The organism is Thioclava sp. NS-SX20, from assembly GCF_057380695.1.
Genome location: NZ_JBXXRY010000003.1, coordinates 324,054 through 337,867, shown reverse-complemented (window position 1 = coordinate 337,867; position 13,814 = coordinate 324,054). Strand labels below are relative to the sequence as shown.

Annotated in this window: 14 protein-coding genes; 7 read left to right on the top strand and 7 right to left on the bottom strand. The window is 62.3% G+C overall.

The window, feature by feature from the left end:
• Positions 1–223: 223 nt before the first annotated feature.
• From AC2ISB_RS17170 to AC2ISB_RS17160, 3 genes are all read left to right on the top strand, one after another.
• On the top strand, positions 224–535 hold the full coding sequence (locus AC2ISB_RS17170; RefSeq protein WP_330646939.1) for a hypothetical protein: 312 nt from the start codon (positions 224–226) through the stop codon (positions 533–535).
• A gap of 197 nt (positions 536–732) precedes the next feature.
• The gene (locus tag AC2ISB_RS17165; RefSeq protein ID WP_486577110.1) at positions 733–1,584 is read left to right on the top strand and encodes a hypothetical protein; all 852 of its coding nucleotides are present in this window, start codon (positions 733–735) and stop codon (positions 1,582–1,584) included.
• Positions 1,585–1,589: 5 nt separating this feature from the next.
• Positions 1,590–2,606 carry an endonuclease/exonuclease/phosphatase family protein gene (locus tag AC2ISB_RS17160; RefSeq protein WP_486577109.1) on the top strand — a complete coding sequence of 339 codons (1,017 nt, stop codon included), beginning with the start codon at positions 1,590–1,592 and terminating at the stop codon, positions 2,604–2,606.
• Here the strand turns inward: AC2ISB_RS17160 and AC2ISB_RS17155 are convergent.
• Positions 2,549–3,493 carry a Rossmann-fold NAD(P)-binding domain-containing protein gene (locus tag AC2ISB_RS17155; RefSeq protein ID WP_486577108.1) on the bottom strand — a complete coding sequence of 315 codons (945 nt, stop codon included), beginning with the start codon at positions 3,491–3,493 and terminating at the stop codon, positions 2,549–2,551. The two genes, AC2ISB_RS17160 and AC2ISB_RS17155, sit on opposite strands and share 58 nt — an antisense overlap.
• Positions 3,494–3,752: 259 nt before the next feature.
• Here AC2ISB_RS17155 and leuB point away from each other — a divergent pair, with 259 nt between their 5' ends.
• Complete coding sequence (leuB, locus tag AC2ISB_RS17150) at positions 3,753–4,859, top strand: 3-isopropylmalate dehydrogenase (RefSeq protein ID WP_330646945.1); 1,107 nt, start codon at positions 3,753–3,755, stop codon at positions 4,857–4,859.
• A 71-nt stretch (positions 4,860–4,930) separates the two neighbouring features.
• Here the strand turns inward: leuB and AC2ISB_RS17145 are convergent, their stop codons facing one another.
• The 5 genes from AC2ISB_RS17145 to AC2ISB_RS17125 are packed head-to-tail and all read right to left on the bottom strand — an operon-like array spanning position 4,931 to position 9,139.
• Positions 4,931–5,902: a 5-oxoprolinase subunit C family protein gene (locus AC2ISB_RS17145; RefSeq protein ID WP_486577107.1), complete on the bottom strand. Its 972-nt coding sequence runs from the start codon at positions 5,900–5,902 to the stop codon at positions 4,931–4,933.
• A complete protein-coding gene (locus AC2ISB_RS17140) occupies positions 5,892–6,767 on the bottom strand; it encodes a 5-oxoprolinase subunit B family protein (protein ID WP_486577106.1) in 876 nt (291 codons plus the stop codon). The genes AC2ISB_RS17145 and AC2ISB_RS17140 overlap by 11 nt, the downstream gene beginning before the upstream one ends.
• A complete protein-coding gene (locus tag AC2ISB_RS17135) occupies positions 6,764–8,149 on the bottom strand; it encodes an acetyl-CoA carboxylase biotin carboxylase subunit (RefSeq protein ID WP_486577105.1) in 1,386 nt (461 codons plus the stop codon). Before AC2ISB_RS17135 ends, AC2ISB_RS17140 begins: the two co-directional genes overlap by 4 nt.
• Before the next feature lie 4 nt (positions 8,150–8,153).
• A complete protein-coding gene (locus tag AC2ISB_RS17130) occupies positions 8,154–8,390 on the bottom strand; it encodes an acetyl-CoA carboxylase (protein WP_330646949.1) in 237 nt (78 codons plus the stop codon).
• 32 nt (positions 8,391–8,422) lie between these two features.
• The gene (locus AC2ISB_RS17125; protein WP_330646950.1) at positions 8,423–9,139 is read right to left on the bottom strand and encodes a LamB/YcsF family protein; all 717 of its coding nucleotides are present in this window, start codon (positions 9,137–9,139) and stop codon (positions 8,423–8,425) included.
• Between the two features lie 487 nt (positions 9,140–9,626).
• Between AC2ISB_RS17125 and AC2ISB_RS17120 the strand changes: the two genes are divergently transcribed.
• Positions 9,627–10,520, top strand: coding sequence for a LysR family transcriptional regulator (locus AC2ISB_RS17120; protein ID WP_330646951.1), 894 nt, complete (start codon positions 9,627–9,629; stop codon positions 10,518–10,520).
• A gap of 26 nt (positions 10,521–10,546) precedes the next feature.
• Here the strand turns inward: AC2ISB_RS17120 and AC2ISB_RS17115 are convergent, their stop codons facing one another.
• A complete protein-coding gene (locus AC2ISB_RS17115) occupies positions 10,547–11,548 on the bottom strand; it encodes a GntR family transcriptional regulator (RefSeq protein WP_330646952.1) in 1,002 nt (333 codons plus the stop codon).
• Between the two features lie 283 nt (positions 11,549–11,831).
• Between AC2ISB_RS17115 and AC2ISB_RS17110 the strand changes: the two genes are divergently transcribed.
• Together AC2ISB_RS17110 and AC2ISB_RS17105 are read left to right on the top strand one after the other, a co-directional pair.
• Positions 11,832–12,902, top strand: coding sequence for an ABC transporter ATP-binding protein (locus AC2ISB_RS17110; protein WP_486577104.1), 1,071 nt, complete (start codon positions 11,832–11,834; stop codon positions 12,900–12,902).
• Positions 12,899–13,813 (top strand): ABC transporter permease, encoded by a 915-nt coding sequence (locus tag AC2ISB_RS17105; RefSeq protein ID WP_406737084.1) that lies wholly within the window; start codon positions 12,899–12,901, stop codon positions 13,811–13,813. Before AC2ISB_RS17110 ends, AC2ISB_RS17105 begins: the two co-directional genes overlap by 4 nt.
• Position 13,814 lies beyond the last annotated feature (1 nt).

Below are 13,814 nucleotides of genomic sequence, written 5' to 3'. Positions count from 1 at the left end.
TGGCCGGAGGCCGCCGTTGATATGCCAAGGGTTTTCGTAAACCGGCGCGCAATTATGCGTTTATGTTCAATATTTAGACCGATCTGGCCGGTTGTTCTCGGATGGCGGCGGTGGACGGGATGTCGTGCCGCGACAAAATCCCTGTTCCCGGTCCGCCATTTCTGCAAAACGGCTCAGGCGATTATTTCATGCGTCTCATTTCTGAGCCTATCGGGGAGGTATATTGAAATTGCAAATCCGGCTGTTGAAAATCTGGGTGGTCCTGAATGCCGTATTGGCGGGGGCCGATTGTATTTTCTGCGTTTATGTTCTTGGCTTGGCATGCGGGTTTGCCAGCGTGTCGGGGCACTGTCAGCATATCGGGGTCGCGTCCCTGTTTGTCGGCTCGCGGGAAGATTTCCTGTTTCTGGGGCTGCCGTTGCTGGTGCTGTGCGGTCTTTTGATCCTGTCGGGCACAACGCTTTACATCCTGTGCCGGAAGGCACCGCAAAAGACGCTCAAGGCAGAGAGGCCCTCTTTGCCATGCGGCAGATGACGTCAAACCGGATAAGGCCTGAGGCGCGTCCGCTGTGGCAGGAAGGCCGATGCTTTGTGAAAATAGGCTGCATTTTCACGGCCGGATTGCCAAACGTGGCGAAGTTGGGCAAAATCATGGCAAGATTAAGGCAGTATCCAGATCCGGTATAAAACCCCGACAGTGTATCGCGGTTGTCCGGACCAGAGGGCAGGGCAGTGGTTTTACGTATCTTCGGCGCCAGTCTTCGGGCGCTATTACTGGCATTCGTGATCTGTGTTCCGGCGCTTCTTCTGCCCGGAGCAGGGGCCGATACGATGCAGGTCGTGGCCTTTGTCGCCTTGTTTCTCGCAGGGCTGACCGTGTTCGAATACAGTTCCGTCTATCCCTGCCTTGTCGAATTCCGCGATGCCGCGCCCTATAACCGCATCCGTTTTCTGGTGTTTTTCGGGCTGGTGATCCTGTTGTCTCTGGCCAGTATCGCCCCTGCGGTGCCCAGCACCTTCAACCGGCTTTTGCTGGCGCTCGGGCATGCTTTCGGCGGTCTGCTGGATTTCCCCTATAGCCCCTTGCGGCTTCTGATGCAGGTTCTGCCCGCTGCGGCGCAATCGCGTTTGGGGGTGTTGCAAAGCCTTGCGGGGCTTGCAAGCATGGTGTGCCTGACGGGCATCGGGGCTTTTCTTGTGGCGATTCATGCGCTGGGATGGCCCAACCGGCAGGAGCGGTTCAATGTCTGGGTCAATCTGCCGACCTTCGATCCGACGATGGGCGGGGATGTGGTAGACAGGTTGCGCCGCGATTCTTGGGTGAATGCGAGTGTCGGTGTGGTTCTTCCCTTTCTGCTGCCGGTGCTGCTGAAGCTGGTCTCTATTGTGTTTGTTTCGGTGATGCCGCGCAGCCCGCATGCTTTGATCTGGCTGGTGATCCTATGGGCATTCCTTCCTACGGCTTTGGTGATGCGTGGCATGGCGATGGGCCGGATCGCGGCGATGATCGCGCAACGCAGGCGTCACGCCCGTGCCGAGGCCGAAGCCGAAGCCGGAGACGACGGTACCTATCAGGCGGCCTGATCTGTGTGGCCCTGTGGCTATGGGGCCTGACACTGGCCGTGGCTGAAGAGGCATCGGGGCTGCGGATTGCGCTTTGGGATCCGCAGCTTGGCCGGAAGGGGCCGGGGCTTCTGTATCGCGATATTCTGGCGCGGAAGGACCCGCAGGTTGCGGCCAGTGTCGCGGAAATGGCCAGCTTGTCTGCGGATGTGCTGCTGCTTCTTGATTTCGATTGGGATGCGCAGGGGCTGGCGGTAGAGGCTTTTCGCAAGAGGCTTGCCGCGCAGGGTCTGGACTATCCCTATGCATTGCATCTCCAGCCCAATAGCGGTCTGCCATCGGGGGCGGATCTGGATGGGAACGGCGTTCTGGGCGAGGCAAGGGATGCGCAGGGATATGGCCGGTTTACGGGGCAGGGCGGGGTGCTGTTGCTTTCACGGTTGGAGATCGGGCCGGTGCAGGATCTGAGTGGCGCGCTCTGGCGGGACATGCCGGACACTCTGATCGCGGGCGCGGGCCTGTCCGAGGCGGCGCAGCGGGTGCAACGCCTGTCCTCCACCGTGCATTGGGATGTGCGCCTGCACGAGGCCGGTCACGCATTGCGGCTTCTGGTCTGGGCGGCCACCCCCCCGATTTTCGACGGGCCCGAAGATCGCAACGGGCGGCGCAATCATGACGAGACGGCGTTCTGGTTGCCCTATCTTGCGGGCTTGCCCGACGATCCGCCCGTGGTGATGCTGGGGCGCGCCAATCTGGACCCCGACCAGTCCGAAGGACGCAAGGATGCCTTGCAGGCGCTTCTTGCCCATCCGAGATTGCAAGATCCCCGTCCCGCATCCACGGATGCCGCGCAGCGGGGAAGCCCCTTTGCCACGAGCGATCTGTCGGGCAGGCTGCTGCGGCTGGATTACATCCTGCCGGATCGGCAGTTGCAGGTCTCTGGGGCCGGAACGCGGTGGCAGGCTCCGGCCCATGTCTCGACGCGTTACAAGATGGTCTGGGTTGACATCGCTTGGCCATGCGATTGCGCACGGGGCGATTGATCGGCGGCGCGACCCTCGGGTTTGACCTTCATGCCGCGCATATAAAGGTGCTCGAAGGCGATCCGGTCCAGTGATTTGGTCTCATAGGTCGGGAACAGCATGCGGAACGGACCCTCGTCAATGACGTGGTCATTTTGGTAGAACGCACGGTTGGCCGCCATCTGACGCCCGCTTGCGCTGAACTGTGGCCGCCACCACGGATAGGATTTCAGGCGGATCTTCTTGTCGATCTGTCTGGAGAGGCTCTCGGCGAGCTGACGGGCGGAAAAGCGCGTGCCGGGGAAGGGAATGTCCAGAAAGCCGCCGCCTTCGTCTGCGGTTTCGGCCAAGGCCACGGCGACCCGCGTCAGATCTTCCAGATCGGCATGGATATGCAGCTTGTCCGCCGGACCCAGCGCCGTGATCTCGTGTTTGGCAAGCTTGGGCAGGACGAGGCTGTTCATCAAGGTGGCCTGTGCGCCCGGCATGACGAAATCGCCCGCCCGTAGCATCAGCATGGCATGATCGGCATCGGCGGCCTCGCGATAGCGCTTTTCGGCTTCGCTGCGGGCTTTGGCACGGCGGCTGACCGGCGCGTGGGGGCAGTCGGGGCCCCACGCCGTGCCGCTGCGGCCATAGATGTGGAAATTCCCCGGGACGATGACCGAAGCCCCCGAGTTGCGGGCTGCGGCAATCACCTTCTTGGTCAGGTCCGGCAGGTCGCGCTCCAGCTCTGCGGTATTGGCGGGATTGGTGGCGTTGATGATCCAGCGGGCGCCGCGCGCCGCAATCGAGACATCCGAGCCGCGATGGTAGCGGTCGACATCCCAGCCTGCGGCACGAAAGGCGCGGGCGGCGGCGGCTCCGAAAAGCCCCCCCATCCCGAGAATCAGGAGTCTGCGAGTCATGCGTTTTTCCGTTCTGCTCTTTATGGTCCTATCATGCAAAATCGGACGCCCCTGCGCGAGCGGCTGATTTTCACGACTGCGAAACCTCGCCTATGACGCTGCGTCACCTTCGATGCTGCCGATTTTTTCTCCCCGCGCACCGTCTTCCGGTGCCGTCCAAGTGCACGTTCGGAACTTGACCCCGAGGCGGGCATTGGCTACGCCCTCGCCCAACCTTGTCTTATTGGCCAGTTGGGCCTGAACATGCGGGAGGTATTTCATGGCAAACCCTTCGATCCTCATTCTGGCGGGCGACGGTATCGGCCCCGAGGTCATGACCGAAGTCAAAAAGGTCATCAACTGGTTCGGCGCAAAGCGCGATGTGGCCTTTGATGTCTCCGAAGATCTGGTGGGCGGCGCGGCCTATGACGTGCATGGCGTGCCGCTGTCGGACGAAACCATGGCCAAGGCGCAAGAGGTCGATGCGGTGCTTCTGGGCGCCGTGGGCGGCCCGAAATACGACGTTCTGGATTTCTCGGTGAAGCCCGAGCGCGGCTTGCTGCGTCTGCGCAAGGAGATGGATCTTTATTCCAACCTGCGCCCCGCACAATGCTTTGACGCGCTGGCCGATTTCTCCTCGCTGAAAAAAGATGTGGTCGCCGGTCTTGATATCATGATCGTGCGCGAGCTGACCTCGGGCATCTATTTCGGCGAGCCGCGCGGCATCATCGTTGAAAATAACGAGCGTGTGGGCATCAACACCCAGCGCTATACCGAGAGCGAAATCGAGCGCGTTGCCCGTTCGGCCTTCGAACTGGCCAAGCGTCGCGGCAACAAGGTCTGCTCGATGGAGAAGGCCAATGTGATGGAGTCGGGCATCCTGTGGCGCGAAGTCGTGCAGCGCGTGCATGACGAGGAATACCCCGAAGTCGAGCTGTCGCATATGTATGCCGATGCGGGCGCGATGCAGCTGTGCCGCGCGCCCAAGCAGTTCGACGTCATCGTGACCGACAACCTGTTTGGCGATCTGCTGTCGGATGCGGCGGCGATGCTGACCGGCTCGCTTGGCATGCTGCCCTCGGCAAGCCTTGGTGCGCCGATGGCCAATGGTCGCCCGAAAGCGATGTATGAGCCCGTGCACGGCTCGGCCCCCGATATCGCGGGTCAGGGCAAGGCCAACCCGATCGCCTGCATCCTGTCGTTCTCGATGGCGCTGCGCTACAGCTTCGATCTGGGCGCGGAAGCCGACCGTCTGGAAGCGGCCGTGGAAAAGGTGCTTGCCGATGGCGTGCGCACCGCAGACCTGTTGGGCCCCGAAGGCGGTGTGCCGGTTTCGACCTCGGAAATGGGCGACAAGATCATCGAAGCGCTCGACGCCTCGCTCTGATCCCTTTCGTTCCTGCACGCCGCGCCCCCGAACAGAGGGCGCGGCGTTTTCATGTCTGGCTTTGGCCCATATCAGGCCAATGCCTTGCGGATCCTGTCCAGTTGCTGGCGCCGGTCATGGCGCGCCTGCAGGGCGGTGGCCATATCGACCGGCACAAACCGGACATGCATATTGGGCTGGAGCTGGCCGATCAGGTCCATATCCGCCGAAATCACCGTGCCCAGCATGAAATACCCGCCGCCCGAAACCGCATCGCGGTGCAAGATGATGGGTTCTGCCCCGCTTGGCACCTGCACCGACCCGTAAGGGTAGCAGGCATCGGTGATATTTGACGGGTCCGATCCTGCGCCAAAAGGCTGGTCCTGTGCGACAAATTCCAAAGGCGTGCCGCCTTGGAACCGGTAGCCCATCCGGTCGGCCTCATTGGCCACGCGCCAGTCCTCCTTGAAGAATTGCGCAAGGCTGGCCTCGGTCAGGCGGTGGTTGTAAAGCCCCGGGAGAATGCGCAGCTCGGCGCGGGCGGCCGGAAGGCGGCGCAGCTCCGGCGGCAGGCTCTTGCCGGTGCCGGCCTTGGCCCCCGTCCCGATCGGTAATTCATCCCCCGGCTGCACGGCCCGCCCCTTGACCCCGCCAAGCGCGCCGATGGCATAGGTCGAGCGCGATCCAAGCGCCATCGGCACATCGATCCCGCCTGCCACGGCGATATAGGCCCGTGCGCCCGCTTGCAGATAGTCGAACGACAGCACCTGACCCGCGCGCACCTCCAGCGCGGTCCATGTGGGCTGGGGCGCACCATCGATCTTGGGCGGCAGCTCCGCGCCGGTGATCGCGATCACGGCATCCTCGGTAAATTCCAGCTCCGGCCCGAAAAAGGCGCATTCCAGACAGGCCGCCCCTTCCTCATTGCCGACTAGAAGATTGCCCGCGCGCAGCGCCATACGGTCCATCGCGCCGCCCATCGGGATGCCCAAGTGGTAATAGCCCGGACGGCCAAGGTCTTGCACCGTCGTGGAAATTCCGGCGGAGATCACATTAATCGGCATGGAGCGCCTCCATCAGCTTGGCATTTGTGCCGTCGATATCGGCGTTGAACTCCTCAAGCGAGAAGCGCACGGGCCGGATGCGGGGGGTGTAGCTGCCCTCTTCGACCTCGCGCAGGATACGGTCATATTCCTCGCGGGTGATGGGTTTCCATTTCACGATGTCGCCGGGGCGGAAGAAGACCATGAACTCCTTCAGATGCGCCACCTTCTGCTCGGGGTCGTAGATCGGCATCGGCGTGATGCCGAACATCTGGTATCCGCCCGCGCCACGCACCGAATAGATGCAGGAGAAACAGCCGCCATAGCCCACAGTCTGCTTTGGCGTATCGGTGCGCGGGCGAAGATATTTGGGCACCTCGATCTGCCGGTCGCGATCCACCATCTGGTAAAGGAACGGCAGCCCCGACACGAACCCCACCATCGACACGAACCAAGGCGCGCCGGAATGCGCCGCGATGAAGGCCGCAACACTGTCATAGCCGTTGATCCGTGCGGCATATTCAAGGTCGGTGGCCTCGGGGTCCTGATGGCGCTCGCGAAAGCGCATCAGGGTCTCATGCGTCCAAGGGTCCTGATAATACACAGGAATTTCAACGATGCGGGTGTCGAGCACGGCAGGGGCCGCCTCGGCCTGTGCCTCCAGCTCCTGCAGCCGCGCCATCAGGTCTTCGGGTGCGATCACATCAGGGTCGAATTTGATCTGGAACGAGGCATTGGCGGGGCAGATCTCGGTGATGCCCTCGATTTCGGCGTCGCGCACCGCATTGGTCATGGAAAGCGAGGTAAAGAACGCCTCGAGCGACATGGACGGGTCGACTTCGACGAAGATATGCTCGTCTCCGCCATAGGAATAACGGCAGCTCATGCGGCTTTATCCTTTTCTTGCGCGATCAGATGGGCGTGGGTCTCTAACCAGGGTTCCAGCCATTTGGTGTGGACGTGATTGGCGCGCAGCTCGGCATCGCCCAGAAGCGCGCTGAACAGCGGCGCGGTGGTGGGCAGGCCGTCAACCTGCAACTCGCCAAGCGCACGGCCAAGGCGGGTCAGCGCCGCCTCGCGGGTGTCCGCCCAGACCACCAGCTTGCCCAGCAGCGAGTCGTAGAAAGGCGGGATCGCATAGCCCTGATAGAGCATGTGATCCATCCGCACGCCAGGCCCGTCGGGCAGGCGCAGCCCGCTGACCACACCGGGGAAGGGCATGAAATTATTGGCGGGATCCTCGGCGTTCAGCCGCACCTCGATGGCATGGCCGCGCCGCTGGATGTCGGACTGGCGCAGCGACAGGGGCGCGCCGCCTGCCACGCGGATCATCTCGGCCAGAAGGTCATGGCCGGTGATCATCTCGGTCACCGGATGCTCGACCTGAATACGGGTATTCATCTCGATGAAGTAGAAGGCCCCCGTCGCATCATCATAGAGATATTCCAGCGTGCCCGCACCACGGTAATTGACCGACTTGGCCAGCGCCACGGCAGACTGACACAGCGCCTCGCGGGTGGTGTCATCGAGCGCGGCCGAAGGGGCCTCTTCCCAGACCTTCTGGCGGCGGCGCTGCAGCGAGCATTCGCGGTCGAAGAAATGCACCACATCCTGCCCGTCGCCCATGATCTGCACCTCGACATGGCGGGCGCGGGCGATCAGCTTCTCGATATAGATACCCCCATCGCCAAAGGCGGCCTTGGCCTCGGCAGAGGCCTGCGGGGCCAGCGTGCGGAACTCTTCCGCCGTCTCCGCCACGCGTATGCCACGCCCGCCTCCACCGGCGGCGGCCTTGATCATGACCGGAAAGCCGATCTGTCCGGCAAGGGCTTCGGCGGCGGCCATATCGGTGATGATCCCTTCCGATCCCGGCACGGTGGGCACGCCTGCGGCCAAAGCGCTCGCGCGGGCGGCAGCCTTGTCGCCCATCATGCGGATCGTGTCACCCGAGGGGCCTACAAAGATGAGCCCTGCGGCCACCACCGCATCAGCGAACTCTGCATTCTCCGACAGAAACCCGTAGCCCGGATGGATCGCATCCGCGCCACTGTCGCGGGCCGCTTTCAGGATCGCGTCGATATCCAGATAGGATTTGGCCGCAGGCGCGGGGCCGATACAGATGGCCTCATCGGCCAGTTTGACCGCCAGCATCTCGGTATCGGCTTCGGAATGGACCTGCACGGTCTTTATTCCCAGATCGCGGGCCGCGCGCTGGATGCGCAGCGCGATTTCACCGCGATTGGCGATCAGAAGTTTTGTGATCCCCATCCCCTTACTCCATTACGCAGACACATTGGCCGGGGGTGACGGGGGTGCCATCCTCGACGGTGAACTCGGCAATCACACCGGCATCGGCGGCCTTGATCTCGATGAAAGTCTTCATCACCTCGACCAAGCCGACGGTCTCGCCAGCCGCAACGCTGTCTCCGGCTTCCTTGAAGGCGGGCTGGTCGGGGGCGGGTTTGCGATAGAAGGTGCCCGGAACGGGAGAGCGGATTTCGGTGGGCATGAGCAGGATCCTTTCGTGCAGGGGTGGGAGCGTCATTGGCCAAGCGCGGCCTTGACCGCTTGAGCGATCTGGACAGCGTTCGGCGTATCGGAATGGATGCAGATGGTTTCGGCGCGCACCGGCAGATGCTTGCCCGAAACGGTGGTCAGAAGGCCCTCGGACACAGCGCGCAGACAGCGTTCGGCAGCCTGTGCGGGGTCAACGGCCTGATGGTCGCGGGTGATGATCAGGCGGCCTTCGTCGTCATATTCGAGATCGGCGAAGAACTCGGCCCAGAAGGTCAGGCCGCGTTCGGTGTAAATGCGTTCATGCAGGGTGCCCGTCAGTCCCATCACCGGCAGGCCGTAGATTTCGGCGGCATCGGCGACGGCATGCGCGATATGCTCCTGCCGTGCTGCCATGCCGTAAAGCGCCCCATGCGGCTTGAGATAGTCGAGCGTCATTCCTTCGGCATCCACAAACCCTTTCAGCGCGCCGATCTGGTAGAGAATGATATCCGCCATTTCCTGACGGTCCATTTTCATTTCGCGCCGTCCGAAGCCGGGCAGGTCGGGCAGCGAGACATGCGCGCCCACGCTGACATTATGGGCCCGTGCCAGCGCGACGGTGCGCCGCATATGGCTAGGGTCCGATCCGTGAAAACCGCAGGCCACATTGGCCTGTCCGATGAGAGGCATGATCGCGGCATCATCGCCAAAGCGATAGAGGCCGAAGCTTTCTCCCATGTCGCAATTGAGGGTGGCGGGCACGTGCCTCTCCTTTTCTGGCGGATCCGGTCGCGGCAGAACGGCATGTCGGGGCGACGGCCATAGCGGATGCTGGCCGGAGCGGGCAACAGGCGGGTCTTGGCCACGCGATAGCTGCATGCCCGCAGCGCATGGCCAAGAGGCACAGCGGCGCATGGGGGCTATGGCAGGCAGAGCGTCGGATCTTCGGGTTATGGTGTCGCTGTTGGGTGGCCTCTCGCGGGCCTTGGTGCCGGATTTTTCCGGCCTTGTCCTCATCAAGACAGGGTTTCGGCGGAATGTAAAATACAGAATATGCTGGCAATGAATTCTGAAAAATGAATAATGCTGCTGGGCGCGGTGGCCTCCGGTTGAAACAGATATATCGCTTTTATCCGGCGTTATCCGGCAAATGCCCCGACAATAAAGGGTTTTCATCTGTGCGGCGTGCAGTCGCTACAGGATCGCCCCAAGGCTGTATCTGTTTTGTGGAATAGAGGTATCTCCTATAATGAACGAACCCACCTTCCGCCAGATTCGCTACTTTGTTGCCGTTGCCCGCGAGGGGCAGGTGTCGCGGGCGGCGAAGGAACTGAATGTCTCGCAATCGGCTGTCACCACGGCCATCCGCCAGCTTGAAGAGATCGTCGGCGCCCCCCTGTTCGATCGGCATGCGGGGGGCATGGGGCTGACCTATGAGGGGACGATCTTTCAAGATCATGCGCGGCGCGTGCTGAGTGCTCTGGACGAGGCGGTGCGCGCCCCCAATCTGCGGCGCAGCGAGGTGGAGGGCGCGCTGCGTCTGGCGATGACCTATACGGTGGCGGGCTATTATGCCTCGCCCTATCTTGAACGGTTCATCCGTGCCTTTCCGAAGGTGACGCTGCAGATGGTCGAGGCCCCGCGCGAGGCGATCGAGGACGGCCTGGTCTCTGGCCGCTATGATCTGGCACTGATGCTGACCTCGAATATCGCTAATCAGGAAGGGCTGCTTTACGAGACGCTGTTGCAATCGCGGCGCAGGCTTTGGGTCGGGGCCGAACATCCCCTGCTGGAGAAGCCCGTTGTGACTTTGGCCGATGTCGCGCAGGAGCCTTATGTCATGCTGACCGTGGACGAGGCCTCGAATACCGCGCAGCGTTACTGGAACCATTTGCGGGCGCGGCCCAGAATTGCGTTCCGGACCTCGTCAACCGAGGCGGTGCGCTCGATGGTCGGGGCAGGGATGGGGGTCACGATCCTGTCGGATATGGTCTATCGACCGTGGTCGCTGGACGGGCGGCGGGTCGATGTGATCACGCTGGCCGATCCGATCCCCACGATGAATGTGGGCTTGGCATGGGCGGCAAATGTGGAACACTCCGCCGCCGTGCAGGCCTTTTGCGAGTTCATGCATAGGGGCTAGGCCGGGGCGTAATCTAGAGAGGGGCCTCAGGCAGGGCTGAGATAGGGGGCCAGATCGGTCGGCGGGTCGATGATCGCGGTGATCTTGAGCTGCGCGATGGTGCGCGCCATCGCATTGCCCAGATGGGTGGTCAGTAGATCCGCCGCCGCCGATACCGGCCCCGTTTGCAGCAGCTCGATAATGGTCGCGATCTCGCGCAGCGTCTGCAGGTCGGGCGGCAGCCCGAGCGAGAACAGCGCAAGCTGCGAGGCATCCAGCGCGCGGCGGTTGAGTTCGGCGAAACGGGCAAGGTCGCGGTTGGGGGTGGCCATGACGGCAGCCTCGAAGAAGCAGCCCTCCAACCGGAACCAGCGGGCCGGCGACAGTCTCTCGACTGGATCAAGGCTGCGGATCTCGTCCAGAAGGTGCTGCAGGCTGGCCTGATCGGCGCGGCCCGATTTGAGCGCGGCCACCTCAAGCACCTGACGCAGTTCGAATTTATCCTTGATGCGTTGGGCGGTGAGCGGTTCGACGATCCAACGGGAGGTCTGGGTTTTCTGGACCAGCCCCCGTTCCTGCAGCCGCCCCAGCACATCCCGCACCACGGTGCGCGAAATATCGTATTCCTGCGCGATCATCGCTTCGATCACGCGGTAACGGCCAAAGATCAGGCTGCGCGACAGCTCGCGCTCGACCTCGGCATAGATGCGGTGCCAAGAGGGCTGCCCCAAGGCGTCGTCCAGCCCCTCCAGATCCAGCTCGACCTGACGCAGATCAACGCGCTGCGGCGTGCCGCACCCGCCCGCCACCACCAGCCCGCGACCGGAAAAGCGGGTCAGCAGCCCCTCGTCCTCTAGGATGGAAAAGGCGCGTTTGACGGTGGCCCGTGACATGCCCAGCCGCTCGGCAAGGGCGCTTTCCTGCAAGACAAAGCCTGCCAGAAGATGCCCTGCCTCGATATTGCTGCGCAACAGAGAGGCGGCGGCCTCGAACATGGTGGCAGGCGTGCCGGAGGTCGCGTCGTTGCGGTCGATGATCGCTGTGCTCATAGGGGGGCTCCGTCTGCGCCGAGAAGGTCTTGCGAGTCAGAATAACGGTTTTTGCACGCAATGTATCAATGATCTTTGCACACAAAGATCTTATTCTGATCATCAACTGAGCAGTTATCTTGCCAAAAACAGCCGGCATGTCTGGTTTTTACGCACTATAATGATGTTATTTTGGCTGGCGATCCTAAAAAAATGATTTTTGAGCACAAAGATCGAAAAAGTCTTGATCGAAAGATAGAATCGATTTTTGTATGCATATATCAAAAATAACAGGGAGACGCCGATGCTCACGCTATCCGGGGTCAGCCGAAAATACGGCGATGTAACTGCATTGGACGGTCTGGACTTCACGGTGCCTGACGACCGCTATGTATCCCTTCTGGGGGCATCCGGCTCGGGCAAGACGACCCTGCTGCGGGTGATTGCGGGCTTTGAGGAACCTGATACTGGCACGGTCAGCTTTGATCGCACCCGTCTGGACGGGGTTCCGCCGCATCTGCGTGATATCGGCTTCGTTTTCCAGAATTTCGCGCTTTTTCCGCATCTGAGCGTGCGCGACAATGTGGCCTTCGGGCTGCGTCATCGTGCCAAGGCGGCGGTGAGCGACCCGAAAGAGGTGATCGAGCGCGCCGAGGCGGCGCTGGATCTGGTCGGGCTCAGGGGCTTTGGCCATCGCGGTGTGGGGGCAATTTCGGGCGGGCAGCGCCAGCGGGTCGCCTTGGCGCGGACGCTGGTGACCGAACCGCGGATCGTGCTTCTCGATGAGCCGCTTGGCGCGCTTGATGCCAATCTGCGCGCGCGGATGTGTGACGAATTGCGCGCCATCCGCGAGCGGCTGAAAGTGTCCTTCCTACATGTCACGGGCTCCGAGGCCGAGGCGCTGACGATGGGCGATACGGTCGCCATTCTGTCGGGCGGCAGGATCGTGCAGGATGCGCCCGCCACCCGTCTTTTTGCCAATCCCGACAATGCCGCCGCCGCCCGCCATCTGAACGCGTGGAACATCCTTGCGGGGCAGGGAACGGGCGCGGGCTTTGCCACCGGTGCCGCCACATTCGCCCTGCCGCCGCATCTGATGCCGCGCGGTGCGGGCAGCCTTGGCGTGCGTTTCGACCAGATCAGCATCGCCCGCCCCGACGCTGTGCCCGAGGGGCATCTCTCCTTCCCTGCGCGCTATCTGACGGGGGAGTTCAACGGCCCCACCGCGCTGGCGTTTTTCCGCACCAATGACGGGCAGCTTGTGCAGGTCGTGGACCATCTGGGCCAGCCACGCCTGCCCGAGATGACCGAAGGCGCGACCTATGCGCTGCATTTCCATCCGGACCAGATCCGTATTTTCGAGGGAGCTGCATAATGGCTGCTGCAACCACCGACCTCCCCGAGGCCACATCCCAAAGCCCCGCCGTCGCCCGTGCCCGCAAAGACCGGAACCGCGCGCTGATGTTGCTGACGCCCGGCGTGATCTGGATGGCACTTTTCATGGTGCTGCCGATGGCGATGGTTATCTATGTCAGCTTCTGGACCCAGACCACCTTCAGCGTGAATTCGACGCTGACCACCGCCAGCTGGGAACGCTTCCTGTCGTCCCCGACCTATCTTTCCGCCATTGGCACCACGATCCGCATCTGGGCGATCGTGCTGGTGGCGACGATTGCCATCGGCTATCCGGTGGCGCTGTTCATCGGGCTTTTCGTCCGTAACAAGACCCTCCAGACCGCGCTTCTGGTCGCCTGTGTGATTCCGTTCTGGACCTCGTTCCTGATCCGCGTGATCGCTTGGCGTCCGATGCTGGGCACGGAAGGCGCGATCAACACGATCTTGATGAATCTCGGGATCATCCACGAGCCGCTGACCTTCCTGCTGTTTTCCGAGTTCTCTGTTTTAGTAGGGATGACCCAGATCTACTGCGTCTTCATGGTGGGGCCGATCACCTTCATGCTTGGCCGCATCGACCCGTCGGTCATCGAGGCCGCACGCGATCTGGGGGCCTCCTTCGGCACCATCTTCCGCCGCATCATCCTGCCTCTGTCGCTGCCCGGTGTTGTGGTGGGCGCGATCTTCGTTTCGGTGATGGTGCTGGGCGAGTTCGCCACCGCCGCCTCGCTTTCCGGGCGCAAGGTGAACCTGCTGGGCAATATTATCGTCTCGCAGGTCGGGTCTCTCAAATGGGCCTTTGCCGCCGTGGCGGGCGTGGTCCTGACCATCATCATCACTGCCGTCATCGCGCTGGCGCTGCGCATCGTCGACCTGCGCAAGGAGATGTAAC

Coding starts and splice junctions, on each gene's coding strand:
- AC2ISB_RS17155 (WP_486577108.1), bottom strand. CDS start 3,493: ATGACTCGCAGACTCCTGATTCTCGGGATGGGGGGGCTTTTCGGAGCC.
- leuB (WP_330646945.1), top strand. CDS start 3,753: ATGGCAAACCCTTCGATCCTCATTCTGGCGGGCGACGGTATCGGCCCC.
- AC2ISB_RS17145 (WP_486577107.1), bottom strand. CDS start 5,902: ATGCCGATTAATGTGATCTCCGCCGGAATTTCCACGACGGTGCAAGAC.
- AC2ISB_RS17140 (WP_486577106.1), bottom strand. CDS start 6,767: ATGAGCTGCCGTTATTCCTATGGCGGAGACGAGCATATCTTCGTCGAA.
- AC2ISB_RS17135 (WP_486577105.1), bottom strand. CDS start 8,149: ATGGGGATCACAAAACTTCTGATCGCCAATCGCGGTGAAATCGCGCTG.
- AC2ISB_RS17130 (WP_330646949.1), bottom strand. CDS start 8,390: ATGCCCACCGAAATCCGCTCTCCCGTTCCGGGCACCTTCTATCGCAAA.
- AC2ISB_RS17120 (WP_330646951.1), top strand. CDS start 9,627: ATGAACGAACCCACCTTCCGCCAGATTCGCTACTTTGTTGCCGTTGCC.
- AC2ISB_RS17115 (WP_330646952.1), bottom strand. CDS start 11,548: ATGAGCACAGCGATCATCGACCGCAACGACGCGACCTCCGGCACGCCT.
- AC2ISB_RS17110 (WP_486577104.1), top strand. CDS start 11,832: ATGCTCACGCTATCCGGGGTCAGCCGAAAATACGGCGATGTAACTGCA.